The sequence below is a fragment of the Schaalia turicensis ACS-279-V-Col4 genome, from assembly GCF_000296505.1.
Taxonomy (GTDB): Bacteria; Actinomycetota; Actinomycetes; order Actinomycetales; family Actinomycetaceae; genus Pauljensenia; species Pauljensenia turicensis_A.
Genome location: NZ_JH815208.1, coordinates 746,718 through 761,587, shown reverse-complemented (window position 1 = coordinate 761,587; position 14,870 = coordinate 746,718). Strand labels below are relative to the sequence as shown.

Here is a 14,870-nt window from a genome sequence, read left to right as displayed (position 1 = left end):
CGAACTACCTCGAGGTCATTCACAACGGCGCCACGACCGTCACCTATCCTTACACCTGGTCAGGCCCTGCGAACACAGGGGTCGCTAGCGGGCCTGGGCTGGCCGGGCCGCTAAGGGGCAGGGTCCACTCCACTTTGGGTATTAACCCCCACTTTGGCGCACAGCTGGCTTCTTAGACGTTCCTGTCGAAGTGTGTGTTCCAGCTGAAGCCATTGAAAAAGCAAAGCGCCCGCCCCTTTCGGGTCAGGCGCGTGAGTTTGTTGGAGCAGTGCCCCTTATTCGAGGAGTGCCCCAAGTCGGGCTTGAACCGACGACCGACGGATTATGAGTCCGTTGCTCTGACCGACTGAGCTATTGGGGCTCTCAAAGACTACCATCTCAAGACGCCACCTTCAGTTCACGCCCGCTCGCGTGGCTCGGCGCTTTCACTTGCATCCCTCGCCCGGGAACGAGTTTCGCGATGAAGTCCGCGTTTCTCTCATTGACGAGGCCACGCACTTCCGCTCGCACCAGTTCACTGCCGGATTCCGGCTGACCTCCTGGACGCTCCCCTACGTCAGTGTTGCCTACATTGTGTGCGCGTGAGGTTCCGCGATTTTCATGTTCAGGCACTCACACATTGTGCCTCAAGGTGCGCAGGCAACCGGGGCTTTTCGAGCTTCGGCATCAATCCTGCTCCGCCCCTGGCACCGCCTCTCGCACCACGACCAGCTGCCGAAGCAGGCTTAGGCAAAACAAAAGCGAGGCTGAACCAACGTTCAACCTCGCGATTTTGTGGAGCTAAGGGGATTCGAACCCCTGACCTTCTCATTGCGAACGAGACGCGCTACCAACTGCGCCATAGCCCCAGGTGCCCGTTTAGCATAGCACCCAACGGGCAGCGATGAAAAACGGGAAACGAAGACTCAGGAACGAGGCGCCGATCTCAAACGCTTCGACCTTCGAATGCGCGTAGAGAAGCGCACATAGTGAACAGAGGCTCACCCGGTGTTCGGGTGAGCCTGTCCAAAAAAGTCAGAGCGTCAGCACGGGTGTCAGTTACTGCGCGCGACGAGCATCCAGCACGGCGTCCAAGTCAAGCGCAACAGCCTGGTCTGCGACAACCTGTTCGGTGGTCATGGCGTTCTCGGCGACAGTTGCTGCGATCGGGCGAGCCGGCACGGCCACGCCAACCTTCGGGATTCCGCGGATGTCGGTGTCAATGTGGACCGAACGACCGCTGACGCGACCGCGCGTTGCGTATCGTGGCGCGGGGATCGGGTTGACGGTCCATGTGCGACGCTCAACGGCGGTGCCGGTCAGTGCGAGTTCTTCGGCTTCGTCTTCAGCATTGACGAGGTCCGTCTGAGTTTCACCGCTGACCGCATCGGCGGACGCATTGGGCATCTCGATCACGTTGGTGTCACCGGATTCGGCGAGCGAGGTAGAAGCGGATGCGTCCAGCTCGACTTTTTCAAGTGCTTGCGATGCAGGGGAGACCGTCGCGCGAGACGTGGAACGATCTGCGGTGATACCGGCGAAGAGGTCGTCCTTTTGCGCCTTCGGGGCGGGTGCGGATTCTTCCTTGCGGACTCCTCGAGCCGAGGCTGCGTTGCGCAGGTTTTCAAGCAATTCGAGCTCAGCTTCGTTTGCTTTGTCGGAACGAATTGCCGCCATGCGCGAGGCAACTAGGGACATGACAAGCAGAGCTGCGGGGATCAGAGTCCAGAGGAAAGACGCCGAAAGCGCGGCACAGACGATGGCGACCAGTCCGCTCAGACCAGCGCAGGTGGCGCTGACTCCAAGGCGACGGCGACCTGCAGCCGCTTCAGCGGCGAGGCGCGCAGCACGACGCGCACGAAGCTTAGCAATCTCACGCACGGCTTTATTTGCGCGGTGCTCGATACGAATCTTCGCATTCATTGCAGCTTGATCTGCCATGGCGATCGTTGCCCTTTGCGTAATTGTGCGACGAACACCGAGCAACTGCCCGGTAGATCGACCGCAGGTTTGGCGGTTGCTTTCATTATTGTTGAGGAGCTTCATGCCCGTTGAGAAACGGTCACTTTCACGGCTGAAAGTTTTCGCTTTTTGTCGGGCAGCGAGCAGGGGAATCAGCCCCAGTAGTGTCACTACCGTTGCAATGATGATGATTCCGCCAAACTCCACGGGACAACGCTATGGGTTTTCAAGTGCGTTTGAATGGTGGGGTGGGCGCGTGTTGTGTTTCCTGCTCAAAGCCACTTTCACACGTGCAACAATCGCAACATCAGCCCCACCAGCCACGCTACGCCTGCCCCTCAGCCCGCCTGAAGACTGCGCGTTCAGCCCACACGAAAACCAGGCAACACCACCGGTCGAGACCTCGTACGCGACTCCTACTGGCTGATCGCGTGACCGTAAATTTTCTTCACTAATCCACCGGCCGGCAGAGACTCCGTGTCGATCGAAAACGCTTCATGGTCCGCCCACGCGCCGTCGATGTACATGTAGCGCGGTCGCAGGCCTTCACGGTGTAGACCGAGCTTGCGAGCAACTCCCAGCGATGCGCGGTTCTCGGGTCGGATCACAACCTCGATCCTGTGGAGTCCCAGTTCGCCGATAACCAGGTCGATGATCGCCGCGCAGGTGAATGTTGCCAGCCCTCGTCCAGCCCATTTTTCCGCCAGCCAGTAGCCGAGCATCCCCGATGACATCGCCCCGTGCGTCACGTTGGTCAGCGAGAACTGTCCGGCAATCTCGCCGCCGATTTCAAGCTTCATCACCAGCGCCCGCCCCGCGCGTTGAGCCCTGTCGATGGTGCGCGTATATTCGCCAAGCGTCTGGCCTGCGTTGCCGTACGTGTTCGGTGGCAGGGTTGCGTCCCAGGGCTGTAGCCAATCGGCGTTCTCGCGTCGTACTCGGTCGATCGCCGTGTGAGCGCCGGCGTAAGCAGGGCGAATTCGTAGCAATTTCGGGTGCAGTTCCGCCTGCTCTTTCTTGGGTTTCGCACTACCTTCGTGCTCCACCGATTTCGTCATCGACGAGGCCGCTCGCCCGTGCATGAACCCTTCACCGACTGGGTCGCGGACCTCAAGGCTCAGTTCACCAAGAGTTCTGCCCCAGATCCGGATGAAGTGTCCAAACATGATCTGGTCCTCTACGTAGTCGACGACTGGTCGGGCTGAAGCTAGCGACCGGAAGACAGTAGGTAACGGCTGATCACTAGCAGGTAGCAGCGAGCGGGTCTAAGAATCACTCAAGAACCAAGCACTGCAACATGTCACCCGTACGCACGTTAGTTGTGCTTTCAGGGACAATGGCAAGCGCGTTGGATTCCGCGAGCGCACTGAGCAGGAGCGATGCGGGAGCACCCATGACCTTCGCTTGGTAACCGGTCTTGGGGTCGCCGACTAGGCGGACACGAACGAATTCGCGACGGCCTCGCGGTGAGTACCAAGAGCGGTCGACGGTAGCCTTCACGGAGGGTCGAGTCAGCTGGGTCCAGCCCTGCATATGACGAAGTGCTGGGCGAACAAAGACTTCGAAACAGACCTGGGCAGAGACCGGGTCGCCGGGAAGACAGAAGATCGGGGTTCCACCCTCACCGTTGTCGTCGCCCCCGACAGTTCCGACGCCGAGGATGTGTCCCGGCCACGCGGCAATGTTGTCGAAACGAACGGTGCCCAGCGTGGACAGGACCTCGCGGACCGTATCGCCTGAACCGTGCGAGATACCGCCGGTGGTCAGGATCAGGTCTGCGCGAACAAGCTGGTCTTCGATGGTTTCGCTCAGGACGTGGCGTTCGTCTGGGACCGCGGCAACGCGGAAGGTCTGAGCCCCCGCATCGGCGATAGCCGTTGAGAGGGCGTGACCGTTTGCGTCAAAGACAGTGCCAGGACGCGCTTTTTCGCCGGGTTCAACAATTTCGTCGCCGATGGACAGGATGACGACGCGAGGACGCGGGTGAACGTACACGCGCGAGCGACCCACACCTGCAAGCAACGCGACCTGGCGGGCACCAACGCGGGTTCCCTTTCGCAGGACAATTTCGCCTTCTTCAACGTCTTCTGCCTTTCGGCGAATATTTTCGCCGACTGCTGGCTGGGTTCGAACGTTGACTTGCGCCATGCCGTGGTCAGTGAATTCAAGGGCGATCACCGAATCGGCACCGGCCGGCATCGGGGCACCAGAGGCGATACGAATCGCGGTTCCGGGCACCAGTGCTGCGGGGTTCACGTCGCCCGCGCGGATTTCTTCGGTGACGCGCAGGGAGAGTTCGTTGTCGGGGCGAGCGCCGGCAAGGTCTTCGGAACGCACCGCGTAGCCGTCGCGGGCCGCAAGGTCAGCGACCGGAAGATCGAAGGGAGCTTCAACGTCCTCGGCAAGAACGCAGGACACTGCGTCCGCGAGTTGCACGTCCAGTGGTGGCTGCTGGGCTACGGCTGAAAGACAGTCTTGGTAGAACTCTGCAACGCTTCGCATCAGGCCTCATTCGGTTGGGTGTTCAGATATTCACGCAGTGCCGGCCCCATGTCTGGGTCGGTGAGCGCAAAGGCGATGGTGGCTCTAAGGTAGCCGAGTTTGTCGCCGGTGTCGTATCGGGGTTCGTCGATGATGACACCGTACAGTCCGCCACCGTTTTCGCGCGGCTTGGCGATGAGCCGGGCACATGCGTCGGTCAGCTGGTATTCGCCACCGGCTCCTGGAGTGATGTTTGTGAGCGCGTCGACAACGATGGGGTCACAAATGTAGCGTCCGTCGATCGCTGGGCGCCCGACGTTCGGTAGCATTTCTTTTGGAACAGACTGTGTGATCGGCAAGAAACGGGTACCGCGTCCCGCGACGGGAACAACCGCGTGGGTGACAGTCTCATGCTGCTCGATCATGCTCTCCACCCTAGTTCGAGCAGGAGCAAAACCGAGTGATACACGAGGACAAAGCCCTCATTCGCGCGAGAATCCGCACACAACGGAGTCAGCGTCGGGTCTGCACTTCCGCCGATCAGCGCGCGCGCGAACGCGCTCAGCTGGCTGCGTTGTGGCCCGAGGTGCTGGCAGATTTCGGGTTTTCTTCCGCCTCTGTATCCTCTGCGCCAGTTGACGAGACCGCGCTTACCTCTGTGTCCTCTCCCCCTGCTCAGGGCGCGAGTTTTCTTCCCGCTCTCTTCATTTCAAGCCCCAGCGAACCTGACACTGCCGGGCTACTTCAAGCGTGTGAGTGGTGTTTGATTCCCGGCCTCGTCGACCCAGATGGGAAGGCAGCCATTGGCGTGGCCTGGACGTACGTGGATTCGCGCCCGCAGACGGCAGAGCCAATGGAGGCGAAGCTGGAATCTATTGTGTCTACTGGCCCGCGGTTTACTCCTACGTGTATAGAGAGCGCCGACGAATTGGCGAAAGCCGACCTGATCGTTGTACCCGCACTGGCTGTGGATGCGCGAGGAGTCCGTCTTGGGCAGGGTGGCGGATGGTACGATCGGGCGCTCGAGCACGCTCGGCCTGGTGTTCCGATTATCGCCGTAGTCTTCGACAATGAGTTTTTCTCCGATCCTCGCGATTATCTGCCCGTTGAGCCTCACGATCAGCGGGTGAACGGGGTGCTGACTCCCAGCGGTTACACGCGACTTATCCACAATTCGCGCTAAGTGCCACTTATCCACAGTTTCCGTTTCGCTCAGGTGCGAGGCTGCGACTGCGTGCTTTTACTTGAGGCATGACCAGACGCATTTCGTTCACGGCGATCCGCAGGCTTGGACTCGCCATCATCTTCGTGTTCACCATCGGAGCAATCGCTTTGACCTTGCTCCCTCATCCTGGCGGACATCAAGTGCTGATCCTCGCCGCCGACATTGAACGCGGGGACGCCATCGACTCTTCGACGGTCACGTCAATCGAGGTCCCAGAACTGCTCGTCCCCGCCGACGCCATTACCTCGACCGACGTATTACCCGCTACTTGGACAGGAGAGCCAGCCACGAAAGGCACGATCCTCTCGGAAAGCGTCATGGCAGGATCAGCGTTAGGACGAAGTTTAAAACCCGGACAAAACCTGATTTCTGTCATATTAGATAGAACACAAGTCCCCCCACTTGAGGCCGGAGATTCCGTGGTTTTATGGGGTTTTCCTGACAACTGTGACGTAAACACCTGTTCAGCATCTTTATTGACTAATCAAGCACTTATATCCTCAGTGTCAGTAACCGACGCATCCCAATGGGGATCGTCTGCTACTGCTCGTCTCGACATCATCGTTGACGAAGCAGTAACCGACACCGTTCTCGGCCACGCCGGGACGCATACGCTTGGCCTCGCTTTGGCTACACCACATGGCTAGCGGGACACTTCAATCAGGAGATCACAATGATCCAGGGATTCAAGGAATTCATCTCCAAGGGCAACGCTCTTGACCTCGCAGTCGCCGTCATCATCGGCGCAGCCTTCACCCCCATCGTCACCGCTATCACCGACGTCATCATGGACATCATCGGCGCCGTCATCGGTCAGCCGAACTTCGACTCCGTCCTCCAGTTCACGATCAACGGCTCTGACCCGATTCGGCCGGGCACCATCATCACCGCTGTTGTGAACTTCCTCCTCGTCGCAATTGCTGTTTACTTCGCGATCGTTGCTCCGATGAACAAGATCAAGGCCGCAACCGCTAAGAAGGAAGAAGCTGTAGAAGAAGCACCGGCAGCTCCCTCCACCGAAGAACAGCTCCTCACCGAGATCCGCGACCTGTTGGCGAACAAGAACTGAGACTCAGTTCCTTACACGCGTTCAAGTGGCTCCATCCCTACAGGGACGGAGCCACTTTTGCTATGCACGGATATAAGCTCCCTACTCCGCCCTTGTTTAAAGGACAGGCGATGAAGTGACGGGAGAGGCCTTTTCAATAGGAGAAAACGAAGAGCACCTAAGCGCGCGCTTGGGCGTGAGGCGGAACGTTGTCCAGCAGACGACGATCATTCGCCCCATCCCCACGATCCGGTGAATCCGCGAACGAACCTGCCCTGCGATCGTCGGGGTGAACGCGATCCTCCCACGATGGCGCGACCCCGTGAGCAATCAACTTACGATCCACGTCAGACACGAAAGTCGCCACGCGACGACGCTTCTTCGTACGCTCAACAGGCACACTCTGATCGACAGTCGCTCTCTGATCAGCAGAAACTCGCCGATCAGAGGGAGTGAACGCGGGCGAATCAGTCGAGACGCTCAGGTTTTCAGACACCATGAATCACTGTTCGTCAGGGGCAGCCGGACGAGTCCTGCGCACGACATTGCCCAGCACCGCATCAGACTGGAAACCACGACGAGTAATCCCCAAAGCGTCACGCAACTCGTCAATCAACTCATTGAACGAGCGATCGACGCCGTCAGAACGGATCCACATCGCCATCTCATCAAGCTGATCATCAGAGTAGGCCGCCAGTGGCAGGCCAGGGGCGATCGCCGGACGCGGACCACGCGCCGTCTCAGGCTGATTCGCAACGATGATCTCAAGCATGCCCGTAATCACCTCGTCAGCGCGCTCGCGGGCATCCATCTGATGATCCGACTTCGCAGGCTCCGTGACTACGTCATCCGTCTGTGCCCCAACGTCACCGGATTCAGCCGGTTCTTCCAGGACGATCTGTGCCTCAGGGCCAAGAACCACCTGCTCGCTGGGAGCCAAAACCGGAGCGGGGGCCACAGCAGGACCCGCATCGCTAGATGCAACTTCAGGAGCGTTCAAGCCAACCAACGTATCCGGGCCGGAGGTATCCACGTCTACAACCATCGGGACCTCGACAACCTGTTGGTCAGGCACACCGTTGATTTCATCCACCGCATCCAAAACAAGCTGAACAATCGTGTTTGCTTCCTTTGCCGGGTCAATGAAAACGGCCATCGACAACGCCGTATGGACCTTCCAGCCCTGGGCTTCAAGCATCGCCGGCCACATACGGTCACGGACACGCAAGGACGGCTCCGCCACATACGCTTCATCATCAGTCAAAACCGCGACAAGCAGTCGACCGGGAACCTCCGGGTGGCCAATCGCAAGCGGAATACGCATTCCACCCGGGATACCCACGTTCGGGACTACCTCAAGCCCCATCGAATACAGGCGTTCTGCCAAGTCAATCAGCAGACGATCCGGTTCAGCTTCCAGAACCGGCCACCCTCCATTCCCCACACCGGACTGACCTTCGCCAATCTCAATCAGGTTGTAGAGCATCTGGGCGCCTTCAGCGGAAAGACGCGACGGATCGATATCGCCGGAGTGAATCGAAGAAATCAACGTCAGATCACCACGCACCGCACGCAAAACATCCGACATTGCCGACAGCCCGTTCTGGCTGGAGAAGACACCGAAATCATGGATCACACGCCCGTGCGGGGTCTTTGCAAAACCAACGGAAATGATGATCCGATCGCGACTAAAACCACGAGCGCCGCCAGGATCCACGACAGCGAACGGCTGAGCGGTTGCTTCGTCGAAGAAGGATGCCAGTCCGGGTTCCGAGGCTCGGACTTTCTCGATCGCGCGCTGAATGCGATTCGCGTGCGTAGTTGACAGGGCGATCACACCCAGCGAACGTTCCGGCTGAGACACGGCGTGCTCGATGACCTGTTCAACGACAGCATCGACTTCCGCGGTGGTTGATTCCACTGCGTGAGAACCCGGAGCGGGCATACCGGAGCTTTCGCACCAGAACGCCGTAATCGGAGCGGCTGCAGCCGTCCACGGGACCGGGACACCCGTATGGTCGATGCCATGGCGAGCAAGAAGCAATGCAACCTGGTCATTCAAACGCGTCGGTGCAACGTCCATTCGCGTCGTTGGTAGAACACTGGCCAGCACACGCGCCGCCCCACCTTCGTGAGCGCCAGACAAGTCTGCCAGTACAACAACTTGGCGAGCACGAGCAATAATCGGGATCAGTTCAACCAGTGGCAGATCATCAATATCGTCCAGGATCAGCAGGTCAACATGATGTCCGGCCTTGACGATCGCGGGAACCAACGTAGGAACCGTGAACACCACTGGCACCAGGTAACGGACCAGGGGAAGAGCGTTGTAGAAATCAAGCGCGCCAACGGGCGTGCCCGAAGCCAATAGAGCTTCCAGTTGTTCTTGCTGGTCCGGGCGTGTCGCCATCGCCTGTAAACGCAACCTGCGAAGCTGACCCAAAACCTGCGGAGCCAACGTATTCACCTGGGCAAGATCCAGGGCACGACCAGACTCAAGCGTGGCCTCAAGATGAGCGGGGTCGAAACCACCCAGTTGCGGATCGCTTGCCAGCATCAGGCCAAGAATTGATGCCCACCACGCCAGATCCAGTTCTGAATCCACCATCTCGTCATCAACGTGACGATCACGCAAGTCTTCAGCCAGCGACGCCAAACCTGCACCCTTGAGCTTCTTCAGCACTGTGACGCGACGTGGCAGTTCACGTGCACCTTCGGGATCAGTATCCAAGGACTCGAACAACGCCGCCAGATCAACGATCGTCATCTCTTCGAAGTTCTTATGACCCGTCGAGAACATCGGGCGCAGAGCCTTCAGATCATCCTGAATGCTTGTCGTCAATTCGATCGCTTCATTCATACGGTTCGGCAAAGTCGGCCAACCGTCGCCACCGGTATGGTCGCGCCACACATCGCGACGTTCCTGCACCTTGAGGAGTTCAGCGTGCAGGTCCGAAACATGCGTTCCAGGACGAACAAAGTCCTGGGCTCGTTTCAACAGACGCGTCCGTTCTGAACGCTTCATCGTGATGCCGTGGGCGGCACGCCACTGCTTCGACGCAGTCGCAATCACCATGTCAGCAGCCGAGTTCTCAAAGATCTGCGGAGTGAAAATATCAAGAACGTCGCGAACACCCTCAAACATATGCAGTTGAGCGAGCCACTGAGACAGAGTTGTCGCAGTTCGAATATCCGCTTCACCCGCAATCGTGCTGATACGAACACGAAGTTCAGGCAAGCTTTCCGTTGCCAAACGATGAACGCGCAACAAAACGTCAGGAACCTGCTCGTCCGACGAAATAACAACGCCCTTCCATGCGGTATGCGCCGTTGCGCGTGCAAAAAGACCCAAGTTCGAGGCCTCGTGCAGAAGCTCCCTAGCCTTCGCACCCTGATCCTGAGCAATATCTAACAGAACATCCTCGCGGAAACGAACGCGGGTAGAAGGGCTCGGATGCGCGCTTGTCAGGTCTGTCAGCACCTGAAGAGCCTCGTACGCACTTGCCCCAAATGCGCGGAACGGACGATGCAAGTACGTCGTGTACGACGACAAACGCGAACGCACATCGCGCAGCTTGGTACGTATCTCGTCCACTTCACCCATATCCGCAACCGGGGACGTATCGGTCATCACCTGATGGATGCGCGCACGGATTTCAGACCCGTCCGCGGTAGTGCCATCCAGACGGACCCCCGCTTCACTCAACCCCAAGGAACGCAGACGCTCTTCAGCCATCGTCGTACGCGACGGCGAACCCCCCAAGTGGATCACGCGCCTACCATAGGCCGCACTATCAGCAAGAATCGCGCCCACCAGCGCAGTGTCATCCGAACCGTGAGGCACATCCACAACGAAAGAACGACCCGAAGCAACAGCTTCAACAACATCCTGCTGCTGAGGCGTCAAATCGCCTGCGCCACGTTCTTTCCACGGATCGCGATCGGTTGGAACAGAATCCGGCAGTACGCGATGAGTGTTCTGGCGAGCTTCCTGATCGCCAGCCAGAGCACGCACAATATCCGAGCTCAAAATATGCTCAGCATTGTCATACTCGCGGTGCAGCTGAGAAGCCGGATGCTCGAACAGGCCGATAATGAGTTCGTCACGAAGCTCAAACTGGTCAAGATGACGACCCAACTCGCGGACCTTCGCCAGCGCCTTGGATGAAGAGAACCCGTGGATAGATGTCGCTTCATCAATCAACGCCTCAGCATCGACTGCGACTCCGCTCTTCAACAGAGCTGACGTGATCGTGTTGTCCAGCTTGTAGCCAGAAGCCAGACGAATCGTCACGTCATCAGGTTGGTCTTCAAGAAGAACAGGGCGAAGCAGGACAGCAGAGCTGGCCCATTCGCCAGCATTCATCCATCGGGCGTAGCCGATAGACATGTGAACAGTTCCCACACCGTGGCGTGCAGTGAGCTCACTTGAACGCGCCATGATTGCGCGCGCATGATCCAAGCCTCGTTTCAAGGCGGAAGGCTCACGGATGAGAAGGGACAGACGCGTCGGCTGGTCAGCGTAGAGCTTTGCAAGCCCACCTGGGTGCGGAGCGCCGATAGTCAGACGAGGAGCATCCGCACCATCAATGCGAGTCCGGCGAAGCAGGTCATCTTGCCACACAGTCAGTTGATCGCGAAGACGCTGGTGCGTGTTCGGCTGGGCTGACTCCTCTGTCGGCGCAACAGGAGTCTGTTGCTGCGACGAGGGCGTTCGTGAATGACGTGAGAAAAAACTAGAGGCCACGATTCCACGGTAGTGGAGTGGCCTCGGTTTTCAACGGAGGCGTTGCCGTGTAGGGGCAGATTCCCCTACGCGGCAACGCGTCTCACAATTGATGTCAGTAGTGAGTGACGACGGCAGTACCGGAATCAGCCCAGCTGAAGACGTAGTGTGCTTCAGCGACGGGCAGGTTCACACAACCGTGCGAACCACCAACGGAGCCTAGTCCAAACTGGCGAACCCACGGAGCACCGTGGATCGCGTAGGAACCGGTGAAGTAGGAAACCCACGGCACATCCTTCGCGCAGTAGGGCCACTCGGGGGTACAACCCATGTCCTGCTTCTCGTACTTCAGGTAGATGTGGTAGGTACCGGTGACGGTCTCATGACCGGGGGCGCCGTGGTTGACCGCAATGGGGTCGTGGACAACGGTCTGGCCTTCGTAGGCGGTCAGGCGGTTCGTGGTCAGGTTAATATCGATCCACTTTTCACCCTCATGCATGGCATATGGGTAGGCTTCGTAGCCCGCCATAACGGGGCGCGTTTCAGTGGGTGGCGGAACCTTGTCATAGTCGAAGCTACCCGAGTAGTCGGTCCCAGCATTCAGGGCAGCAACCACATCGGCGCCCACCTGAGCGGAGTTGTTGACGGCTTCGCCTTCCTTGCCGGGCATCGATTCGGCCAGGACATTACCGGCGCCATCAACGTTGTTGATTGCCGGGGTTGGGGCAACGTTCGTTGCTTCAGCAGTCTTATCAACCCATGCCTGGACAGCTTCAGGATCGATGGAAGGGGTTCCTTCTACGTCATCAACGCCGGGCAGAGCAACCCACGCTGCGCGGTCGACGGTTTCGGCAGTGTAGTCCTTAATACCGTCACTGATCGTCACCGAGTGAGCAACAAGAGCGGTGGCTGCGTCGGCAACCTTTTGAGCTTGCTTGTCAGACACAATCGGGTCCTGCGTGGACGGCGAAACGGAGATTGCCTGTGAGGACAGAGTCTGCAACGCCGTGGCCACAGCATCATTCAGCGGCTGGGCATCAATCGCGATACCAGGTACCCCGGGGGTCACAACGAACGCACCCTGCTCATCGACTGAAACGGTCGCCGACTTGGGGGCCTCGCCGACGGACTTCACCAGGGAAGCCATGTAGGCGTTGAAGGTTTTCTTATCAGTAGAGGAAACAAGGGGGTAGTCGCTACGCTTGAACAGGCCAACGAAGCGTTCCCAGACGGAATCCGAAGAAGCCAGAACTTGATCCGCTGACGCTTGCGCATCAACGGTGACGCCCAGATCTGCAAGCGATGCCTTTGACGGGGTACCGTCAACATCTATGTCAATTGAAACCTGGGAGGCCTGATCGTTGATCCATGCGACAAGCTCGTCACGATTCATCGCGTTGACATTGTGTCCGCCAACGGATGCGGTCGGAAGAGCTTTATCAGAGTAGTAGCTGGCGTACGCCGTGCCGGCACCACCGACAACAACTAATACTCCAATGATCGCTGCAATCAGCCATTTCATTCGGGTCATGCGTCACTGCCTTTCATTCCGCTCACAATCGTAATGGGCTGATGCTTGCTGAGGAAAGTCGTTGAGTTGTCAAACACTGTTAATGTCGCCTCAGTCGACATTTCTTTTTTCACAATCATTCCACTCGGGTTAACCTGCCTGTCACCGCTAAGGTTGCGCCAATCGCTTCTGGCACACACTTTAAGTTCGTCACCCTCGAGGATCCGCTACAGTCCGACTACACCGAAGGCACGGTTGACTCGGTGACGCTGAATGACTCCACAGTTGATTCCAAGTAGTACACGCGACTGGAGGTCAGAAAGTCTCCGTCGACTTCAACCAAGCGCAGATCGCCACCGGCGAATAAGAGCACCGATGCACTCACCAACAATGGCGGGCACGAAGTACATCAGCGTGAACACCGCAAGGTCGCCCCAATCTCTGGGCGAGGTCAGGCCAAACGCCTCGGGAACTGAGACAACGAACGCAATAGTCGTCACAACGGCAAGGAGCACCGGGCGCCAGAATCGAAAACCCCAGCGATACGCGGACACCATCGCGCACACGTAGGCAACAAGCGGCAGGACAATAAACATTCCCGACAGCCCTTTTTCATCGTCAATCATCGTGCGCATGGCATCAACGTGGCACAGCAGGAATTGATATCCCACCTGCACGACGAATACGACGAGCAACAAAATCCATTCGGCGCGACGCATCACTGCACCTGCCAGATCAGGAAGCCCCGCAACGCGATACCCGCATAGAAGAGCACGGGAACTCCCACGCCACTGACAATCAGCGCCACGACTGCTTTCGGAGTGAAAGGTGCGGGCGCGTGCCGGTCAAAGCGAGTCGGTATCTGCTGTTCGGGCGACGGGGCGGTCGACCCGAGGGGCTCGAGCTCTTCCATAGTCCAAGCGTACAGTCAGCACCTCGTTCACGGAAGAGGTGCCTCTGTATCGCTTGAAACGTCCGAAGTGAACACGTCAGACCTCACCCCACCCCTAACCCGCACCTCGTCGCGCGTCACCACCTACACCCGACGCGACACAACCACACATTTCAGGGCAAAAGTGTCGCGTCAGGTGCAGTCCGTGCCAGAAAACTCACCCAACCACAGCACCACCTACACCCGACGCGACACAACCACGCGTTCCAAGCCCAAACCGTCGCACCAGGTGCAGTCCGTGCCAGAAAACCCACCCAACCACAACACCCCAACCACACCAATCAGAAACGCCACGGAATCCCAGAAGGAACCCCCACCCCAGAAGAAGGACTCTGGCCACGCAAAGGCTGGCCGGACGCGCCCACTAGACCCACGACACGCCGTCTAAAGCACCACGTTTGCGCCTATAGCCCGCATTAGTCATACGGGAAATCCTCCAAGATTTCGTCCGCATACCCTTTTGTCCTATAGCCCCGGACTTGTTCGGCAACGAGCACGGCTCCGCGAGACCATCGAGACCGCAACCCGCACCTACGCGCGCACGCCTACGAGTTCTAATCGAGGGCAAAGAGAGTAGATAGGAACGTAGATCGGGGTTCTGAGCGGCTTTTTGGCTCAGAACCCCGATCACTTTTCGTTGATATTCCAACGTTTCTTGTGCCCCCGAGACGATTCGAACGTCCGACACCCGCTTTAGGAGAGCGGTGCTCTATCCCCTGAGCTACGAGGGCTTAGCCAGCCATATCCTGCGCGCGAACGCGCCGGCAGTCTGAGCGCCTCCAACTCTACCAGCCTCGCCGACTTTCGCTCCACGCGCGAGCGCACAGCACCGGGCGCCAGTTGTACGTATGGCCTCGTCAATCATCCGCTAGCGCGCAGTGCACACGCCCGCCCCTCATCCACGAGGCCGCGTACACCGCCACACCACTCCCCCATCGCCGGCGCAGAACACCACCGCACAAAACCCCGCCGAAACACACTGGTGGG

General features: G+C 58.5%; 12 protein-coding genes and 3 tRNA genes. 3 read left to right on the top strand and 12 right to left on the bottom strand.

The window, feature by feature from the left end; all coding sequences use genetic code 11:
* Window positions 1-287: 287 nt before the first annotated feature.
* The 6 genes from HMPREF9241_RS03345 to HMPREF9241_RS03315 form a co-directional block, all read right to left on the bottom strand.
* Window positions 288-361: transfer RNA gene (locus HMPREF9241_RS03345), tRNA-Ile, on the bottom strand.
* Between the two features lie 414 nt (window positions 362-775).
* A tRNA-Ala gene (locus tag HMPREF9241_RS03335) sits at window positions 776-848 on the bottom strand.
* 190 nt (window positions 849-1,038) lie between these two features.
* Window positions 1,039-2,148 carry a hypothetical protein gene (locus HMPREF9241_RS03330; protein ID WP_006680867.1) on the bottom strand — a complete coding sequence of 370 codons (1,110 nt, stop codon included), beginning with the start codon at window positions 2,146-2,148 and terminating at the stop codon, window positions 1,039-1,041.
* Window positions 2,149-2,357: 209 nt separating this feature from the next.
* Complete coding sequence (locus tag HMPREF9241_RS03325) at window positions 2,358-3,107, bottom strand: GNAT family N-acetyltransferase (RefSeq protein WP_006680866.1); 750 nt, start codon at window positions 3,105-3,107, stop codon at window positions 2,358-2,360.
* Window positions 3,108-3,213: 106 nt separating this feature from the next.
* Window positions 3,214-4,443 carry a molybdopterin molybdotransferase MoeA gene (locus tag HMPREF9241_RS03320; protein ID WP_006680865.1) on the bottom strand — a complete coding sequence of 410 codons (1,230 nt, stop codon included), beginning with the start codon at window positions 4,441-4,443 and terminating at the stop codon, window positions 3,214-3,216.
* Complete coding sequence (locus HMPREF9241_RS03315) at window positions 4,443-4,847, bottom strand: hypothetical protein (protein ID WP_006680864.1); 405 nt, start codon at window positions 4,845-4,847, stop codon at window positions 4,443-4,445. The genes HMPREF9241_RS03320 and HMPREF9241_RS03315 overlap by 1 nt, the downstream gene beginning before the upstream one ends.
* Before the next feature lie 233 nt (window positions 4,848-5,080).
* On the opposite strand from HMPREF9241_RS03315, the gene HMPREF9241_RS03310 reads away from it, so the two are divergent.
* The 3 genes from HMPREF9241_RS03310 (at window position 5,081) to mscL (ending at window position 6,716) form a co-directional block, all read left to right on the top strand.
* Window positions 5,081-5,605: a 5-formyltetrahydrofolate cyclo-ligase gene (locus HMPREF9241_RS03310; RefSeq protein ID WP_040318520.1), complete on the top strand. Its 525-nt coding sequence runs from the start codon at window positions 5,081-5,083 to the stop codon at window positions 5,603-5,605.
* A 68-nt stretch (window positions 5,606-5,673) separates the two neighbouring features.
* On the top strand, window positions 5,674-6,294 hold the full coding sequence (locus HMPREF9241_RS03305) for a CpaB family protein (protein WP_006680862.1): 621 nt from the start codon (window positions 5,674-5,676) through the stop codon (window positions 6,292-6,294).
* Between the two features lie 26 nt (window positions 6,295-6,320).
* On the top strand, window positions 6,321-6,716 hold the full coding sequence (gene mscL, locus HMPREF9241_RS03300) for a large conductance mechanosensitive channel protein MscL (protein WP_006680861.1): 396 nt from the start codon (window positions 6,321-6,323) through the stop codon (window positions 6,714-6,716).
* Between the two features lie 157 nt (window positions 6,717-6,873).
* Here the strand turns inward: mscL and HMPREF9241_RS03295 are convergent, their stop codons facing one another.
* The 6 genes from HMPREF9241_RS03295 to HMPREF9241_RS03270 form a co-directional block, all read right to left on the bottom strand.
* Entirely contained in the window at window positions 6,874-7,095 is a 222-nt protein-coding gene (locus HMPREF9241_RS03295) for a hypothetical protein (RefSeq protein ID WP_040318519.1), read from the bottom strand.
* 102 nt (window positions 7,096-7,197) lie between these two features.
* A complete protein-coding gene (locus tag HMPREF9241_RS03290) occupies window positions 7,198-11,442 on the bottom strand; it encodes a hypothetical protein (protein WP_006680859.1) in 4,245 nt (1,414 codons plus the stop codon).
* Between the two features lie 94 nt (window positions 11,443-11,536).
* Window positions 11,537-12,952, bottom strand: a complete 1,416-nt coding sequence (locus tag HMPREF9241_RS03285; protein WP_006680858.1) for a L,D-transpeptidase family protein — start codon at window positions 12,950-12,952, stop codon at window positions 11,537-11,539.
* A gap of 314 nt (window positions 12,953-13,266) precedes the next feature.
* Window positions 13,267-13,650, bottom strand: a complete 384-nt coding sequence (locus tag HMPREF9241_RS03280) for a hypothetical protein (RefSeq protein WP_006680856.1) — start codon at window positions 13,648-13,650, stop codon at window positions 13,267-13,269.
* Complete coding sequence (locus tag HMPREF9241_RS03275) at window positions 13,650-13,844, bottom strand: hypothetical protein (protein ID WP_006680855.1); 195 nt, start codon at window positions 13,842-13,844, stop codon at window positions 13,650-13,652. The genes HMPREF9241_RS03280 and HMPREF9241_RS03275 overlap by 1 nt, the downstream gene beginning before the upstream one ends.
* A 697-nt stretch (window positions 13,845-14,541) precedes the next feature.
* Window positions 14,542-14,614, bottom strand: a tRNA-Arg gene (locus tag HMPREF9241_RS03270).
* Between the last annotated feature and the right edge of the window lie 256 nt (window positions 14,615-14,870).

What these genes read in the sequence shown, in the direction of transcription:
- HMPREF9241_RS03325 (WP_006680866.1), bottom strand. Translation starts at nt 3,107, where the DNA reads ATGTTTGGACACTTCATCCGGATCTGGGGCAGAACTCTTGGTGAACTG.
- HMPREF9241_RS03320 (WP_006680865.1), bottom strand. Translation starts at nt 4,443, where the DNA reads ATGCGAAGCGTTGCAGAGTTCTACCAAGACTGTCTTTCAGCCGTAGCC.
- HMPREF9241_RS03315 (WP_006680864.1), bottom strand. Translation starts at nt 4,847, where the DNA reads ATGATCGAGCAGCATGAGACTGTCACCCACGCGGTTGTTCCCGTCGCG.
- HMPREF9241_RS03305 (WP_006680862.1), top strand. Translation starts at nt 5,674, where the DNA reads ATGACCAGACGCATTTCGTTCACGGCGATCCGCAGGCTTGGACTCGCC.
- mscL (WP_006680861.1), top strand. Translation starts at nt 6,321, where the DNA reads ATGATCCAGGGATTCAAGGAATTCATCTCCAAGGGCAACGCTCTTGAC.
- HMPREF9241_RS03285 (WP_006680858.1), bottom strand. Translation starts at nt 12,952, where the DNA reads ATGACCCGAATGAAATGGCTGATTGCAGCGATCATTGGAGTATTAGTT.
- HMPREF9241_RS03280 (WP_006680856.1), bottom strand. Translation starts at nt 13,650, where the DNA reads ATGCGTCGCGCCGAATGGATTTTGTTGCTCGTCGTATTCGTCGTGCAG.
- HMPREF9241_RS03275 (WP_006680855.1), bottom strand. Translation starts at nt 13,844, where the DNA reads ATGGAAGAGCTCGAGCCCCTCGGGTCGACCGCCCCGTCGCCCGAACAG.